Source organism: Microbacterium sp. 1154 (assembly GCF_031455375.1).
Taxonomy (GTDB): domain Bacteria; phylum Actinomycetota; class Actinomycetes; order Actinomycetales; family Microbacteriaceae; genus Microbacterium.
In genome coordinates this window covers 1,561,174-1,573,653 of the sequence record NZ_JAVDSN010000001.1, presented here as the reverse complement: position 1 = coordinate 1,573,653, position 12,480 = coordinate 1,561,174, and the positions used below count along the sequence as shown (strand labels likewise).

Sequence of the window (12,480 nt, the reverse complement as noted above, 5' to 3'; positions counted from 1 at the left end):
AAGGACACACCCCGCAATGCTGCGCCGCACCGCTCTCGCCACGAGCATGCTCCTGATCGGAGCGCTCCTGCTCACCTCGTGCACCGGCTCGAACACGACGCCGAACCCCACCGGAGAGGCCGACCCGAACGCCACCCTCACGGTGCGTCTGTCGCTCGAGCCGTCGAACCTCGACATCCGCCGCACCAGCGGCGCCTCGCTCGAGCAAGCCCTGATCGACAACGTCTACCAGGGCCTTGTCACCCGCAACGGCGACGACTCCAACGCGATCGCCCCGGCACTCGCCACGGCGTGGACGGTGTCTCCCGATGGACTCACCTACACCTTCACCCTCCGTCAGGGTGTGACCTTCCACGACGGCAGCGCGCTCACGGCCGACGACGTCATCACCTCGCTGCAGACGGCCAAGGACGACCCCACCATCCAGAACAGCTCCGACCTGGCGAACGTGGCCTCGATCGCGTCCCCCGACGCCTCCACGGTGGTCGTGACGCTCGCCAAGCCCAACATCGACTTCCTCTTCGCGATGACCGGCCGCGCCGGCCTCATCTTCAAGAGCGGCGACACGACCAACTTCCAGACCGCCGCGAACGGCACCGGCCCCTTCCGCGTCGAGAGCCGCAACGCCGGGCAGAGCCTGACCCTCTCGCGCTACGACGGGTATTGGGGCGACAAGGCCGGCGTCGCCGAGGTCGTGCTCGACTACATCCCCGACCAGAGCGCGGCGACCAACGCCGCCGTCGCCGGCGACGTCGACGTGGCCCTCGAGATCGACCCCGAGCTGCGCGGCCAGATCGAGGGCACGAACAACTTCACCATCGAGTCGGGCCTGACCACCGACAAGGGCACGCTGGCCTTCAACAACCAGCGCGCCCCGCTGAACGACCAGCGCGTGCGCGAGGCGCTGCGCCTCGCGATCGACCACAAGGCCCTCATCGAGACGCTCGGCTCGGGCGACGAGCTCTACGGTCCCATCGCCCCCCTCGACCCGGGCTACGAAGACCTGTCGGGCAGCATCTCGTACAACCCCGACCGCGCGCGCGAGCTGCTCGCCCAGGCCGGGGCCGAGAACCTGAGCCTGACGCTGACCATCCCCAACGTCTACCCGACGACGATCCCGACGTTCCTGGTCTCGTCGTTCGCCGACGTGGGCGTGACCCTCAAGGTCAACTCGGTGGACTTCACCGCGTGGCTGCAGGACGTGTACACGAACCACGATTACGACCTGAGCTTCGTGCGCCACGTCGAGGCCCGCGACTTCGGCAACTGGGCGAACCCCTCGTACTACTTCGGCTACGACAACGCCGAGGTGCAGGGGCTGTACGCCCAGTCGCTCGCCACCACCGACCAGCAGCAGTCCTCCGACCTGCTCGCCGAAGCCGCCCGCATCGTGAGCGACGAGGATGCCGCCGACTGGTTGTTCCTGTCGACACCCCTCACCGCGGTCGGCACGAACGTGTCGAACTTCCCGAAGAACTCCCTCAACGTGCGCCTGCCGCTGGCGGGCGTGACGGTCGCGGCGGAGTGATCCGTTACACGCTGACACGGCTGGGCCTGCTGGTGCTGGGCCTGGCCGTGGCCAGCGTGCTGATTTTCGTCTCGCTCCGGGTGCTCCCCGGCGACGTCGCGCAGTTGATCGCCGGAACCGAGGCGACGCCCGAGCAGGTCGACGCCCTGCGAACGAGCCTGGGCCTGGACGCCCCGCTCGCAACGCAGTACCTCGACTGGATCGCCGGGCTCGTGCGCGGAGATTTGGGCACCTCGCTCATCACCGGCTCGTCAGTGGTCTCGGAGCTGGCGGACAAGGCCCGCGTCACGGTCCCGCTCGCGGCGATGTCGTTCACGGTGGCCCTGATCGTCGGCATCCCGTTCGGCGTCCTCTCGGCTCTCGGTCGCAGGCGGGCGGCCGGCACGGCGCTGAGCGTCGCCGCGCAGGCCCTCGCCGCCGTCCCGGTGGTGTGGGCGGGCATGATGCTCGTCGTCGTGTTCGCGGTGTGGCTGGGGTGGCTTCCGCCCCAGGGCTTCCCCCGCGCGGGGTGGAACGACCCCGCGGCCGCGCTCCGCGCCCTCGTGCTCCCCGCCCTCACCATCGGGGTGGTCGAGGGGGCGATGCTGTTGCGCTTCGTCCGGAGCGCGACCCTGCAGGCACTCGGCCAGGACTACGTGCGCACGGCCGCGGCGAAGGGGCTCACGCGCACGCGCGCCCTGCTGAGCCACGGCCTGCCCAACGTCGGCCTCTCGGTCATCACGGTGCTCGGCGTGCAGATCGCCGGCATCATCGTGGGCGCCGTCGTCATCGAGCAGCTGTTCACCCTCCCCGGGGTCGGCCGCATGCTCGTCACCGACGTCGCCGCACGCGACCTGCCGAAGGTGCAGGGCGAACTGCTCGCCCTGACCGGCTTCGTGCTGCTCGTCGGCTTCGTGGTCGACCTCGCCCACCGGGTCATCGACCCCCGCCAGAGGGAGGCCTCGTGACCACCCTTCGGCGCCTCTGGAGTCTCGGCACCGGGCGATTCGGCATCCTGATCGTCGCCCTCGTCGTCGTCACGGCCGTCGTCTCTGTCTTCTGGACCCCCTTCGACCCGGCCGCGGTCGACGCTCGCGCGCGCTGGAGCGACCCCTCGTGGCCGCACGTGCTCGGCACCGACAACAGCGGCCGTGACATCGCGAGCCTGCTCATGGCCGGAGCGCGAACCACCGTCGTCGTCGCCGTCGGCGCGGGAGCGGTGGCCTCGGTACTCGGCATCGTCCTCGCCGCCCTCGGTTCGCTCACCGCGCGCTGGATCCGCGAGAGCGTCGCCGTCCTCGTGGACATCCTCATCGCGTTCCCGGTCCTCATCATCGCCATGATGATCTCGGCCGTGTGGGGCGGCTCCCTCGCGGTGGTGATCTGGTCGGTGGGAATCGGGTTCGGTGTGAACATCGCGCGCGTGACGCGACCGGAGCTGCGGCGCGTGCTGCACAGCGACTTCGTGCTCGCGGGGCGGGCGAGCGGCCTGTCGACCGGACAGAACCTCACCCGGCACCTGCTCCCCAACGTCGCGCCGGTGTTCATCGTGCAGCTGTCGTGGGGCATGGCCGTGGCCGTGCTCGCCGAGGCGGGGCTGTCGTACCTGGGCTTCGGCGCTCCCGTGACCCAGCCCTCGTGGGGTGTTCTGCTGAGCGACCTGCAGGCGTACATCGCCGTGCATCCGCTCACGGTGGTGTGGCCGGGCCTGGCGATCACGCTGACGGTGCTGGGGTTGAACCTGCTGGGCGACGCGCTTCGCGAGGCGGCCGACCCCACCCTCGGCGAGCGCGCCCCCGCAGCGCGCACGCACGTGCCGGGGGTGGTCGCGTGAGCCTGGTCGTGAAGAACCTGCGGATCGAGATCGGCGAGCGCGCCGTCGTCGACGACGTCTCGTTCTCGGTGCCCGAGGGCGCCCGCGTGGGTCTCATCGGCGAATCGGGTTCGGGCAAGTCGCTGACCGCCATGGCGGTGCTGGGGCTCCTCCCCGACGGGGCGCGGGCCTCGGGAAGCATCCTCTGGAACGGCCGGGAGATCCTCGGGCTCCCCGATCGCGAGCTCGCGCGCCTGCGCGGCGACGACATCGGCATGGTCTTCCAGGAGCCGCGGACGGCCCTCAACCCCGTGCGCACGGTGGGTCGGCAGATCGGCGAGTCGGTGCGCATCCACGAGGGCGTCTCGCGCCGCGAAGCGCTACGCCGCGCCGTGGCCGAGGCCGAGCGCGTCGCGCTCCCCGACCCCGAGCGCATCGTCTCGCGCTACCCGCACCAGCTCTCCGGCGGCCAGCGCCAGCGCGTCGCCATCGCCATGGCCCTGGCGTGCCGCCCGCGCCTGCTGATCGCCGACGAACCGACCACCGCCCTCGACGTCACGATCCAGGCGGGCGTCCTGTCGCTTCTGCGCTCTCTCGTGCAGGATGCCGGCATGTCGCTCGTCTTCATCACGCACGATCTCGCGGTGCTCGCGCAGGTCGCCACCCACGCCGTCGTGCTCGAGCACGGCCGGGTGGTCGAAGAGGGCGCGGTCACCGACCTGCTGCGGGCGCCGACGTCTGTCGTCACGCAGGCGCTGCTGCGGGATGCGACGGCGACGCTGTGGCATCCCGAGCTCCCCCCTCGCGGGGTCGTCCGAGACGAGACCGAGGAGACCCCGTGACCGAGACGCTCCTGCGCGCGCGGGGTCTCTCGCGCACCTACCCGACGCCGCGGACGCGGGGCGTGGGCCGCGCCGAGCAGACCGTGGGGCTCGCCGACGTCGACCTCTCGGTGCTCGCGGGGAGCGCGGTCGGCATCATCGGCGAATCGGGGTCGGGCAAGTCCACCCTCGTGCGCCTGCTGCTGGGCCTCGACGTACCGAGCGCGGGGACGATCGAGGTCGTCGGACGCCCCGTCGACGCGCGTGGTTCGGCGCGGTCGCTGCACTGGCTGCGCCGGGCGACCGGCATCGTCTTCCAAGACCCGTACGCCTCGCTCGACCCGCGGATGAACGTCGAACGCATCGTGGGCGAACCGCTGTGGGCGCTCGGCATCGAGGGGGACCGCCGCGCGCGCGTGCGCGACGTGCTCGAACAGGTCGGTCTCGACGCCGACATGGCCACGCGGTTCCCGCACGAGTTCTCGGGCGGCCAGCGCCAGCGGATCGCCCTGGCGCGCGCGATCGTCCACCGCCCCCGCATCCTCGTCGGCGACGAGCCGCTCTCGGCACTCGATGTCACCGTGCGCGCGCAGATCCTGCGCCTCCTCGCGCGCCTGCGCGTCGAGCAAGACCTCACCCTCGTGCTCGTCTCGCACGACATCGGCGTGGTGCAGAACGTCTGCGACCAGGTCGTCGTGATGAAGGACGGTCGGGTCGTCGAACAGGGGCCCACCGAGAAGGTGCTGCTGCAACCGCAAGCGGCGTACACGCGGCAGCTGTTGGCATCCATTCCGACTCTTCCCGCCTGAGGCGCGTCGTCACGACGGCGTTCTCGTGGCGTCGCTGTTCTCGGGACGGATGCCGGCCCCCGGCGCCCCGAGCACCCCGCGACCCCGTCGGACAAGAGCTGCCGCGATGTCGGGGGTCGGCGCTAGCCTCGGCGCATGACCCCCGGCATCGTTCCCCCGTTCCTCCTCGACCGACTCGCCTCCACCGACGACCCGCGCCTCGCCCGCGCCGCCGCCGCCGCGCGCAAGACCCTCGCCGCGCCTCGCCCGCCGCGCCCCACGCGCACCAGATTGCGGCTGTCGATCGACGGCGACACCCTCGTCGCCGAGACGGGACCCGCGCCCGATCGCATCATCTCGGATGCGGCGAACACCGAGAACCTGCCGGGCCGACGCGTCCGCAGCGAAGACGACGAGCCGAGCGGCGACGCCGCCGTCGACGAGGCGTACGACGGGTTGGGCGAGACGTACGACTTCTTCTGGGACGCCTTCGCGCGCGACGGTATCGACGGGGCGGGCGGGTCGCTGCTGGCCACCGTCCACTACGGCGACGACTACGACAACGCCTTCTGGAACGGTGAGCGCATGGTGTTCGGTGACGGCGACGGCGACGTGTTCGTCGGCTTCACCCGCTCGTTGAGCGTCATCGCGCACGAGCTAGGGCACGGGGTGACCGAAGCCGCCGGGGGCCTCGAGTACCAGGGCCAGTCCGGGGCCCTCAACGAGTCGTTGTCCGATGTCTTCGGGGCTCTCGCCGAGCAGCACCACCTCGGCCAGAGCGCCGACGAAGCATCGTGGCTCATCGGCGCGGGCATCTTCGCCGACGACGTGCAAGGAGACGCGCTGCGCTCGATGAAGGCGCCGGGCACGGCCTACGACGACGACGTCCTCGGCAAGGACCCCCAGCCCGGGCACATGCGCGACTACGTCGAGACCGACGACGACAACGGCGGCGTGCACATCAACTCCGGCATCCCGAACCGCGCGTTCTATCTGGTGGCGACGGCGCTCGGCGGCTTCGCCTGGGAGCGCGCGGGCCTCATCTGGTACCGCACGATCACCGCGGGCACCCTGTCGACGACGGCCGACTTCTCGGCCTTCGCCACCGCGACCCTCCGCGCCGCGGCCAGCGAGTACGGTGAGGAGTCGGAGGAGGTCGCCGCCGTCCGTGCCGCATGGGCCGGGGTCGGCGTCGAGGAGGATGCCCGAGCCTGACGACGAAGAGCGCTGGAGCGTCCTCGTCGTGCGCTCGGGAGGGATCGCGGGGCTTTCGAAGCAGTGGCGGGCCGAGCCCGATCGCGACCGGCTCCCCCGGTGGCGGCAGCTCGTCGAGAGCTGCCCCTGGGACGCCCCTTCCCCCGGCTCCCCCGGCGCCGACCGCTACCAGTGGCGCATCGAGGTGCACCGGGGCGACACCGCCGTCCACCAGGCGCGGCTGGGCGACGGGCAGCTCGAGGGGCCGTGGCGCACGCTGGTCGACGAGGTGCGGCAGGCCGCTCCATCGCCGCCGCGCGGGCGCTGAGGCCGCGTCGAACGCAGCGGGACAGTCGCACGACGTGCCGACCACCCTCGTGTGCTGCTCCCTTCCCCGCGCGCAGGTCTTCGAGCTCGCGCACGCGGGCCACCCGATGTTCGCCGAGGTGGCGATGTTGACGCGCGTCGAGAGCATCGACCTGCCGACCGGCCACTGACCCATGTGGTCACGTCCGCGCGATCTCGCCGAGGTCATCCTCGCCGCCGCCCGCCAGGACTGAGCCGGCCGGGCGGGCCGAACTCCGGAGAAATGCAGCGCGGCGCCCGTCGCGAGCGCGGCGAACGGCATCCTGATGCGAAATCTCCGGAGTTCGGCACGCCCGTTCGAGCCGGCTCAGCCGAACAGCTTCCGCCGCTTCTTCTTCGACGGGATGCTCTTCTGCAGGTACACGACCCCGAGCCACCGCCCGAACTTGAACCCGACACGGCCCATCCGGCCCACCTCGGTGAAGCCGAGCTTCTCGTGCAGGGCGATCGAGGCGTCGGCGCCCTTGTCGCTGATGGCGGCGACCATCTCGCGGATGCCGAGCTCCTGGCACGCCGCGATCAGGGCTTCGAGCAGCGCGCGACCGAGGCCCTTGCCCGCGGCCGCCTGGCCGAGGTAGATCGAGTTCTCGACGGTGTACCGGTACGCGGACTTCGACTGCCAGGGCTGGACGAGCGCGTAGCCCAGGATCTGTCCGCTGGGCGACTGGGCGACGAGGAACGGCAGGCCGAGCTTGTGGAGGGTCGCGAACTTGTCGCGCCACTTGGCGAGCGACCAGGCCTTCTCGTCGAACGTCACCACCGAGTTGCGGACGTAGTAGTTGTAGATCTCGCGGATGTCGGGGATGTCGGCCTCGGTCGCGGGCCGGATCTCGAAGGAGAAGGGCTGCTCCGGCTTCGGCGTCGGACGCAGGTGGGCGGGCAACCGCCGCCGGCTCTTCTCGTACTCCTCTTCCAGCACCCCGCCACTCTACGGGCGTCGCGGTTTCGCGCGTGTGACGGGTACGGTGCCGACGGGGTCTCAGGCGGGAATGCGCCAGTCCACGGGCAGGGCGCCCTGTTCCTCGAGCAGGACGTTCACGCGCGAGAACGGGCGGGACCCGAAGAAACCACGGCTCGCCGACAGGGGCGAGGGGTGCGGCGAGGCCACGATCGGGGTGTCGCCGAGCAGGGGCGCGAGACCCTGGGCGTCCTTGCCCCACAACACGGCCACCAGCGGGGCCTCGCGGGCGACGAGGCAGCGGATCGCGTGCTCTGTCACCCGTTCCCATCCCCATCCGCGGTGGGATGCCGGTGCCCCCGGCGCCACGGTCAGCACCCTGTTCAGCAGCATGACGCCCTGAGCGGCCCACGCCGAGAGGTCGCCGTGCGGCGCGGGGGCGATGCCCAGGTCGTCGGAGAGTTCCCGGTAGATGTTCGACAGGCTCCGGGGCAGCGGACGCACATGGGGGTCGACGGCGAACGAGAGGCCGATCGGGTGACCCGGGGTCGGGTACGGGTCCTGTCCGACGATGAGCACGCGCACCGCGTCGAGAGGGGTGCGGAAGGCGCGGAGCACGAGGTCGCCGGCGGGAAAGTACGGAGCACCCTCGGCTCGCAGACGCTCCCCCACGGCCGCGATGTCGGCGGCCACCGGCGCGAGGTCCTCGACCCATGAGCGATCGATGAGACCCGCGTCCGCCAGCTCGGGAAGCGTCATCGCGCTCACGCGGCGTCTTCCTCCTGCACGGAACCCCGGTGCGACCAGGGGAACTCGATCCACAGCGACGTATCACGCCACGAGTAATCGGGCGCGATGATCGTCGTGGGCTTGGTGTAGATGACCGCGGAGCGCACGTCGGCACCCTGCCGGTTCAGGAGCTTCACGGCGAGATCCAGCGTGCGGCCGCTGTCGGCGACATCGTCGACGAGGAGCACCCGTCGTCCGGTGAGGTACGAGAGATCGAGAGCCGGGGGCAGCACCTCGGGGGCGTCGAGCACGGTGCCGACGCCGGTGTAGAACTCGACATTCAGGGCTCCGCAGTTCTTCGCACCGAGTCCGTAGGCGATGGCCCCACCCGGGAGCAGCCCTCCGCGGGCGATCGCCACGACCACCTCGGGCTGGAAACCGTCGGCCACGATCGCCCGTGAGATGTCGCGTGTCGCGACTCCGAAGTCGTCCCAGCTCAGGCGTTCGCGTTCGTCCGTCACGGCGGATTCCTCTCCTCGATTGCTTTCACCCTAGGGGCACAGCGAGGGCGGCCGTCCTAGGGGCGCGAGCCCACCGGAAGGATCATCGACATCGTCCCCGGGATGTCGACGAACCCGATCGCCGCCCAGTGCGCACGATCGGCCCAGAACCCGGTCGCCCCGTCGTCGCCCGTGCGGCGCGCGGTCAGCAGCGTGATCGTGTCGCCGTCGAAGACCCGCGCGATGCGGCGAACGAGCTCGTGACTCAGCGACGGCCCGTCACGGAAATCCTCGACGTGGACCGACGAGATGACGCAGAGATTGTCTGTGAACAATGACGACTCGTCGAGCAAAGAGATGAGTTCTCGGTCCACGAATGCGGAGCTGATCGATGTCAGGTCGACCTTGGCATCCTGGAGCTGTTCGACCCAACGCGGGTTCGCGTAATGGACGCGATAGACCGTCGCCTCGGCCACGCCGGGCGCACTGCCGGTACGGATCGTCGCCCGCCAGATCTCGGGGTCGACGCCGTTGTCGGTGGTGCGAAGCGTGAGCTGGAACGCGGTCGCATCCGGGTCGGACTGTTCTGCCATGTGGCCCCCACGGCCTGTCGGAGTGTCGGGAGGCACTCGGCTTTTTCCTGACCATAGCGAAATGCCGTCGGGCAGTTCTCATCTTTCGCGCTAGGAATGCGGCGTGGTATGCGGTAGGCCGCGGCGAGAAAGCCCGGAAATACGGGCCTGTGTTACGTTCTTGCGCCAAAATTCGGGCAATCCTCACACAAAGATGAGAAGACGCTAATGTAAATCTCAGACAAGGATCCGCCCACCGGCACGCCTTCTTCCCCTCAGGAGCCCGACGCAGTGAGCAGCACGTACATCGAAACCGGCGGACAGGTGCGGGTCTACGACTCGGCCGTCCAAGCTCACGATTCGCTCCCCCTCGGCACCTACCGCGTGCGCTACAGCGTGAAAGAGGGCTTCAGCCTCCTGCGCACCGAAGACCTCGGCGTGGGATCCGAGAAGGTGTACGGCCGCCGCGAGGCCAAGGTCGACAAGATCTTCCGCACCTACGCGCGTTTCGAGCGCAACCTCGGCGTGATGCTCTCGGGCAACAAGGGCCAGGGCAAATCGATGTTCCTGCGCATGCTGGCCGCCCGCGCGATAGAGAATGCGATCCCCGTCGTCCTCGTCAGCGAGGACGCCGACGGCATCGTGGACTTCCTCGACACGCTCGACGAGTGCCTCGTCATCTTCGACGAGTTCGAGAAGACCTTCTCATCGGGCCGCGGCCCGCTCGACGGCCCCAACCGTCAGAACCAGTTCCTCACGCTGTTCGACGGGACGTCCTCGATCAAGCGCATCTACTGCCTCACCGTGAACGACGTGCAGGACGTCAGTCACTACATCGTCAATCGACCGGGTCGGTTCCACTACCACATGCGGTTCGACTACCCGAGCCCCGACGACGTACGGGAGTACCTCGTCGACCAGGCGCCGCACGCGGCCCCGTCCGAGATCGAGAACGCGGCGCTCTTCTCGCGCCGCGTCAACCTCACCTATGACCACCTGCGGGCGATCGCGTTCGAGATGAACCACCCCGAGGCGACCTTCGCCGACATCGTCGAGGACCTGAACATCAAGGCGATCGAGCCGTGCACCTACCGGGTCGAAGCGACGTACCTCGACGGTTCCGTCGTCGCAGACGAAGCGGTCCTGAACCTCCACGAGCGCAGCGACGTGAGCCGCACCGTCGAGCTGCGGAGCACCCAGCGCGCGCTCTTCTTCTCGTTCGCGCCCCGAGATGTGATCTTCGAAGACGACGGCAACATCTCGGTCCCCGTCCAGAAGATCGACGCGTCGGACGAAGATGACGAGATCCCGGACGAGCTGCCGATCCGCATCAGCCTCACCCTCGTCGGGCAGGCGAGCTATTCCTTCGACCGCTGACGCCGTCAGTCGCCGAGGTCGCGAGGCTGCGTGACTCTCTTATTGACCTCTCGGGTCGCCGAGAACTTCAACACGCTGTAATCCTCGACACGACCCCGGCTCTCGGGATTGTCGCGGATGTTCAGCACGACGTTGTGCCCCTTGTGCGATTGGGCGTAGAACTTCCCGAAACCCGTCAACGTGACGCGGTTGCCCGCATTCACCAGATCGAGGATCTCGCCGAAGATCGCTTCGTACGCCATCTGCGTGACCTTCGGAGACAATCCGGCGCGCTGGGATACGCGCTGGATGAACTCCCTCTTGCTCACCTTGGGCTCATCGGTTCTCGTGACGGGCATTGCTCGCCCTCCCCTGCTCTTGTGCTCGGTTACGAACGTAGGCGTCGTCGTCGCGAAAGGCAGAGGGGTTGCCTCGCCACTCGCAACGCGCACGTCGTCGGCATCGTCGTTCGGGGAGACGACACCGGTTGGACAGACGGGTGGGGTCATGCCCCAGCCGTCCGACGGGCGGACGTCACCGCGTTTCGGGTCGCGGGGACGAACGTCGATTCTGCTCGTATTCGCGTCGATCCTACTGGTCCCACCCCCGTGCGGGCGTCGTGTTACGCAGCGCCGCCCGCTTCGACGGGGCGCTCGCTCAGACGAGCACGGATCGGATACGCCGGGTCGTCGAAGATGACCTGGGCCGCCGCCCCGGTGCGGACGTTCACGAGGATCGGCGCCCGCAGGTTGACGCTGACGCCGTCCTCCCCCGGGTTCGCGACGACGAACACCCCCACCTCGCCGGCGGATGCTCCGATCTCGCCGAGTGCCGCCGCGGTAAGAGGCGGGTCGTAGACCAGACCGCCGCCGGCGGGGTCGAGCAGGAAGAGGCGCAGGTCGTCGCTCGTGGAGCGCAGAGCGAACAGACCCTCGGCTCCCTCGATCCGCTCCAGGCGGAAGGACGTTCGCGGGGCGAGGCCCGGGAGCGATGTCGCGAAGTCGACGTCGAGGTTGGCCAGGGGAAAGGGTGTCGTCATCTCACGAACTCCAAGAGAGTGGTCTGCAGGGTCTTGGCGGTGACCTGGAGGGCCGACTGGTAGACGAGCTCCGCAGACTGAAGCGCGATGTAGACCTCCAAAGTGTCCACGTTCTCGACCCCGGCCCGCCGTGCCTCGATATCGACACCGGCGCTGACATTCGCCGCCTGAGCGCGTTCGATCTGCGCCTGGCGCGCGCCCGTGACTCCCCGGGCCGCCACCAGTTGCTTCAGCTGAGCGTCCACCTCGGTGAGCCGTGCGCTCACATCCGTTCCCGCCCGCAGATCCGCGGCCACGCCCTGCAGGGTGGCGAAGACGCTGGCTCCGCCCGTCCCGAAAGCGCCCGCGCCGTCCACGTCGACCCGCACCTTCTCGTTCTCGGAGATCCGACGCTCGACGGTCGATCCCGGTGTCCCGCTGAACGCGAAGGTCACGGGATCGAAGGCCCGGCCGCTGTCGTCGGTGCCGGCGAACACGGTGCGACCGAGAACCGTGGTGTTGGCGTGCGAGAGGAGCTCGCGGCTCACGCTGTCGAGCTCCGCGGCGATCGACTCGCGCGCGGCGGGGCTGAGGGCCCCAGAGTTCGCCCCCTGCGCGGTGAGATCGCGCGCTCTGTTGAGCAGGTCGATGCTGGCGCCCAGGGCGGTGTCGGCCGTGGTGACCCACGTCAGCGCGTCGCTGATGTTGCGGGCGTACTGCGACGCACGCGCCTGCTCCCCGTGCACGCCGAGGATGGCGGCGGCGAGCGTCGGGTCCTCGCTGGGGGTGCGGATCGCGAGTTGAGAGGTGGCCTGGTCCTGCAGTCGCGCGCGGTCGGCCAGGCCCGCCTGCAGCGTGCGCAGCGCCTGTTGGTTGACGGTGCTGCTGGTGATTCGTCCGATCACGATGGCTCCCGGA

Annotated in this window: 16 protein-coding genes; 9 read left to right on the top strand and 7 right to left on the bottom strand. The window is 69.6% G+C overall.

The window, feature by feature from the left end; all coding sequences use genetic code 11:
* The first annotated feature begins 16 nt into the window (after nt 1-16).
* From J2X55_RS07220 to J2X55_RS07185, 8 genes are all read left to right on the top strand, one after another.
* A complete protein-coding gene (locus tag J2X55_RS07220) occupies nt 17-1,528 on the top strand; it encodes an ABC transporter substrate-binding protein (RefSeq protein ID WP_115920051.1) in 1,512 nt (503 codons plus the stop codon).
* Nucleotides 1,525-2,475, top strand: coding sequence for an ABC transporter permease (locus J2X55_RS07215; RefSeq protein ID WP_309822657.1), 951 nt, complete (start codon nt 1,525-1,527; stop codon nt 2,473-2,475). The genes J2X55_RS07220 and J2X55_RS07215 overlap by 4 nt, the downstream gene beginning before the upstream one ends.
* On the top strand, nt 2,472-3,341 hold the full coding sequence (locus tag J2X55_RS07210; protein WP_115920047.1) for an ABC transporter permease: 870 nt from the start codon (nt 2,472-2,474) through the stop codon (nt 3,339-3,341). The genes J2X55_RS07215 and J2X55_RS07210 overlap by 4 nt, the downstream gene beginning before the upstream one ends.
* Nucleotides 3,338-4,162, top strand: a complete 825-nt coding sequence (locus tag J2X55_RS07205) for an ABC transporter ATP-binding protein (RefSeq protein WP_309822655.1) — start codon at nt 3,338-3,340, stop codon at nt 4,160-4,162. The genes J2X55_RS07210 and J2X55_RS07205 overlap by 4 nt, the downstream gene beginning before the upstream one ends.
* Nucleotides 4,159-4,950 (top strand): ABC transporter ATP-binding protein, encoded by a 792-nt coding sequence (locus J2X55_RS07200; protein ID WP_181906542.1) that lies wholly within the window; start codon nt 4,159-4,161, stop codon nt 4,948-4,950. The genes J2X55_RS07205 and J2X55_RS07200 overlap by 4 nt, the downstream gene beginning before the upstream one ends.
* A gap of 135 nt (nt 4,951-5,085) precedes the next feature.
* Nucleotides 5,086-6,144 carry a M4 family metallopeptidase gene (locus J2X55_RS07195; RefSeq protein WP_115915575.1) on the top strand — a complete coding sequence of 353 codons (1,059 nt, stop codon included), beginning with the start codon at nt 5,086-5,088 and terminating at the stop codon, nt 6,142-6,144.
* A complete protein-coding gene (locus tag J2X55_RS07190; protein ID WP_267786478.1) occupies nt 6,131-6,451 on the top strand; it encodes a protealysin inhibitor emfourin in 321 nt (106 codons plus the stop codon). Before J2X55_RS07195 ends, J2X55_RS07190 begins: the two co-directional genes overlap by 14 nt.
* Nucleotides 6,452-6,485: 34 nt before the next feature.
* The gene (locus J2X55_RS07185) at nt 6,486-6,620 is read left to right on the top strand and encodes a hypothetical protein (protein ID WP_396653247.1); all 135 of its coding nucleotides are present in this window, start codon (nt 6,486-6,488) and stop codon (nt 6,618-6,620) included.
* Nucleotides 6,621-6,796: 176 nt separating this feature from the next.
* Here J2X55_RS07185 and J2X55_RS07180 read toward each other — a convergent pair whose 3' ends face one another.
* From J2X55_RS07180 to J2X55_RS07165, 4 genes are read right to left on the bottom strand one after another with little or no spacing between them, the layout of a single operon-like run.
* Complete coding sequence (locus tag J2X55_RS07180; RefSeq protein WP_115915577.1) at nt 6,797-7,408, bottom strand: GNAT family N-acetyltransferase; 612 nt, start codon at nt 7,406-7,408, stop codon at nt 6,797-6,799.
* Between the two features lie 60 nt (nt 7,409-7,468).
* Nucleotides 7,469-8,146, bottom strand: a complete 678-nt coding sequence (locus J2X55_RS07175; protein WP_309823020.1) for a uracil-DNA glycosylase — start codon at nt 8,144-8,146, stop codon at nt 7,469-7,471.
* A 5-nt stretch (nt 8,147-8,151) separates the two neighbouring features.
* Nucleotides 8,152-8,637, bottom strand: a complete 486-nt coding sequence (locus J2X55_RS07170) for a phosphoribosyltransferase (RefSeq protein ID WP_115915578.1) — start codon at nt 8,635-8,637, stop codon at nt 8,152-8,154.
* A 56-nt stretch (nt 8,638-8,693) separates the two neighbouring features.
* The gene (locus tag J2X55_RS07165) at nt 8,694-9,209 is read right to left on the bottom strand and encodes a hypothetical protein (RefSeq protein WP_115915579.1); all 516 of its coding nucleotides are present in this window, start codon (nt 9,207-9,209) and stop codon (nt 8,694-8,696) included.
* 270 nt (nt 9,210-9,479) lie between these two features.
* On the opposite strand from J2X55_RS07165, the gene J2X55_RS07160 reads away from it, so the two are divergent.
* On the top strand, nt 9,480-10,565 hold the full coding sequence (locus J2X55_RS07160) for an AAA family ATPase (RefSeq protein WP_115915580.1): 1,086 nt from the start codon (nt 9,480-9,482) through the stop codon (nt 10,563-10,565).
* A gap of 5 nt (nt 10,566-10,570) precedes the next feature.
* On the opposite strand, the gene J2X55_RS07155 is transcribed toward J2X55_RS07160, so the two are convergent.
* From J2X55_RS07155 to J2X55_RS07145, 3 genes are all read right to left on the bottom strand, one after another.
* On the bottom strand, nt 10,571-10,873 hold the full coding sequence (locus tag J2X55_RS07155) for an HU family DNA-binding protein (protein WP_309822652.1): 303 nt from the start codon (nt 10,871-10,873) through the stop codon (nt 10,571-10,573).
* 293 nt (nt 10,874-11,166) lie between these two features.
* Nucleotides 11,167-11,583, bottom strand: coding sequence for a flagellar assembly protein FliW (fliW, locus tag J2X55_RS07150; RefSeq protein ID WP_115915582.1), 417 nt, complete (start codon nt 11,581-11,583; stop codon nt 11,167-11,169).
* On the bottom strand, nt 11,580-12,467 hold the full coding sequence (locus J2X55_RS07145) for a flagellar hook-associated protein 3 (protein WP_309822651.1): 888 nt from the start codon (nt 12,465-12,467) through the stop codon (nt 11,580-11,582). Before J2X55_RS07145 ends, fliW begins: the two co-directional genes overlap by 4 nt.
* Between the last annotated feature and the right edge of the window lie 13 nt (nt 12,468-12,480).

Excerpts from the sequence above, each read along its gene's own strand:
- J2X55_RS07220 (WP_115920051.1), top strand. The coding sequence starts at position 17 with ATGCTGCGCCGCACCGCTCTCGCCACGAGCATGCTCCTGATCGGAGCG.
- J2X55_RS07195 (WP_115915575.1), top strand. The coding sequence starts at position 5,086 with ATGACCCCCGGCATCGTTCCCCCGTTCCTCCTCGACCGACTCGCCTCC.
- J2X55_RS07190 (WP_267786478.1), top strand. The coding sequence starts at position 6,131 with ATGCCCGAGCCTGACGACGAAGAGCGCTGGAGCGTCCTCGTCGTGCGC.
- J2X55_RS07175 (WP_309823020.1), bottom strand. The coding sequence starts at position 8,146 with ATGACGCTTCCCGAGCTGGCGGACGCGGGTCTCATCGATCGCTCATGG.
- J2X55_RS07165 (WP_115915579.1), bottom strand. The coding sequence starts at position 9,209 with ATGGCAGAACAGTCCGACCCGGATGCGACCGCGTTCCAGCTCACGCTT.
- fliW (WP_115915582.1), bottom strand. The coding sequence starts at position 11,583 with ATGACGACACCCTTTCCCCTGGCCAACCTCGACGTCGACTTCGCGACA.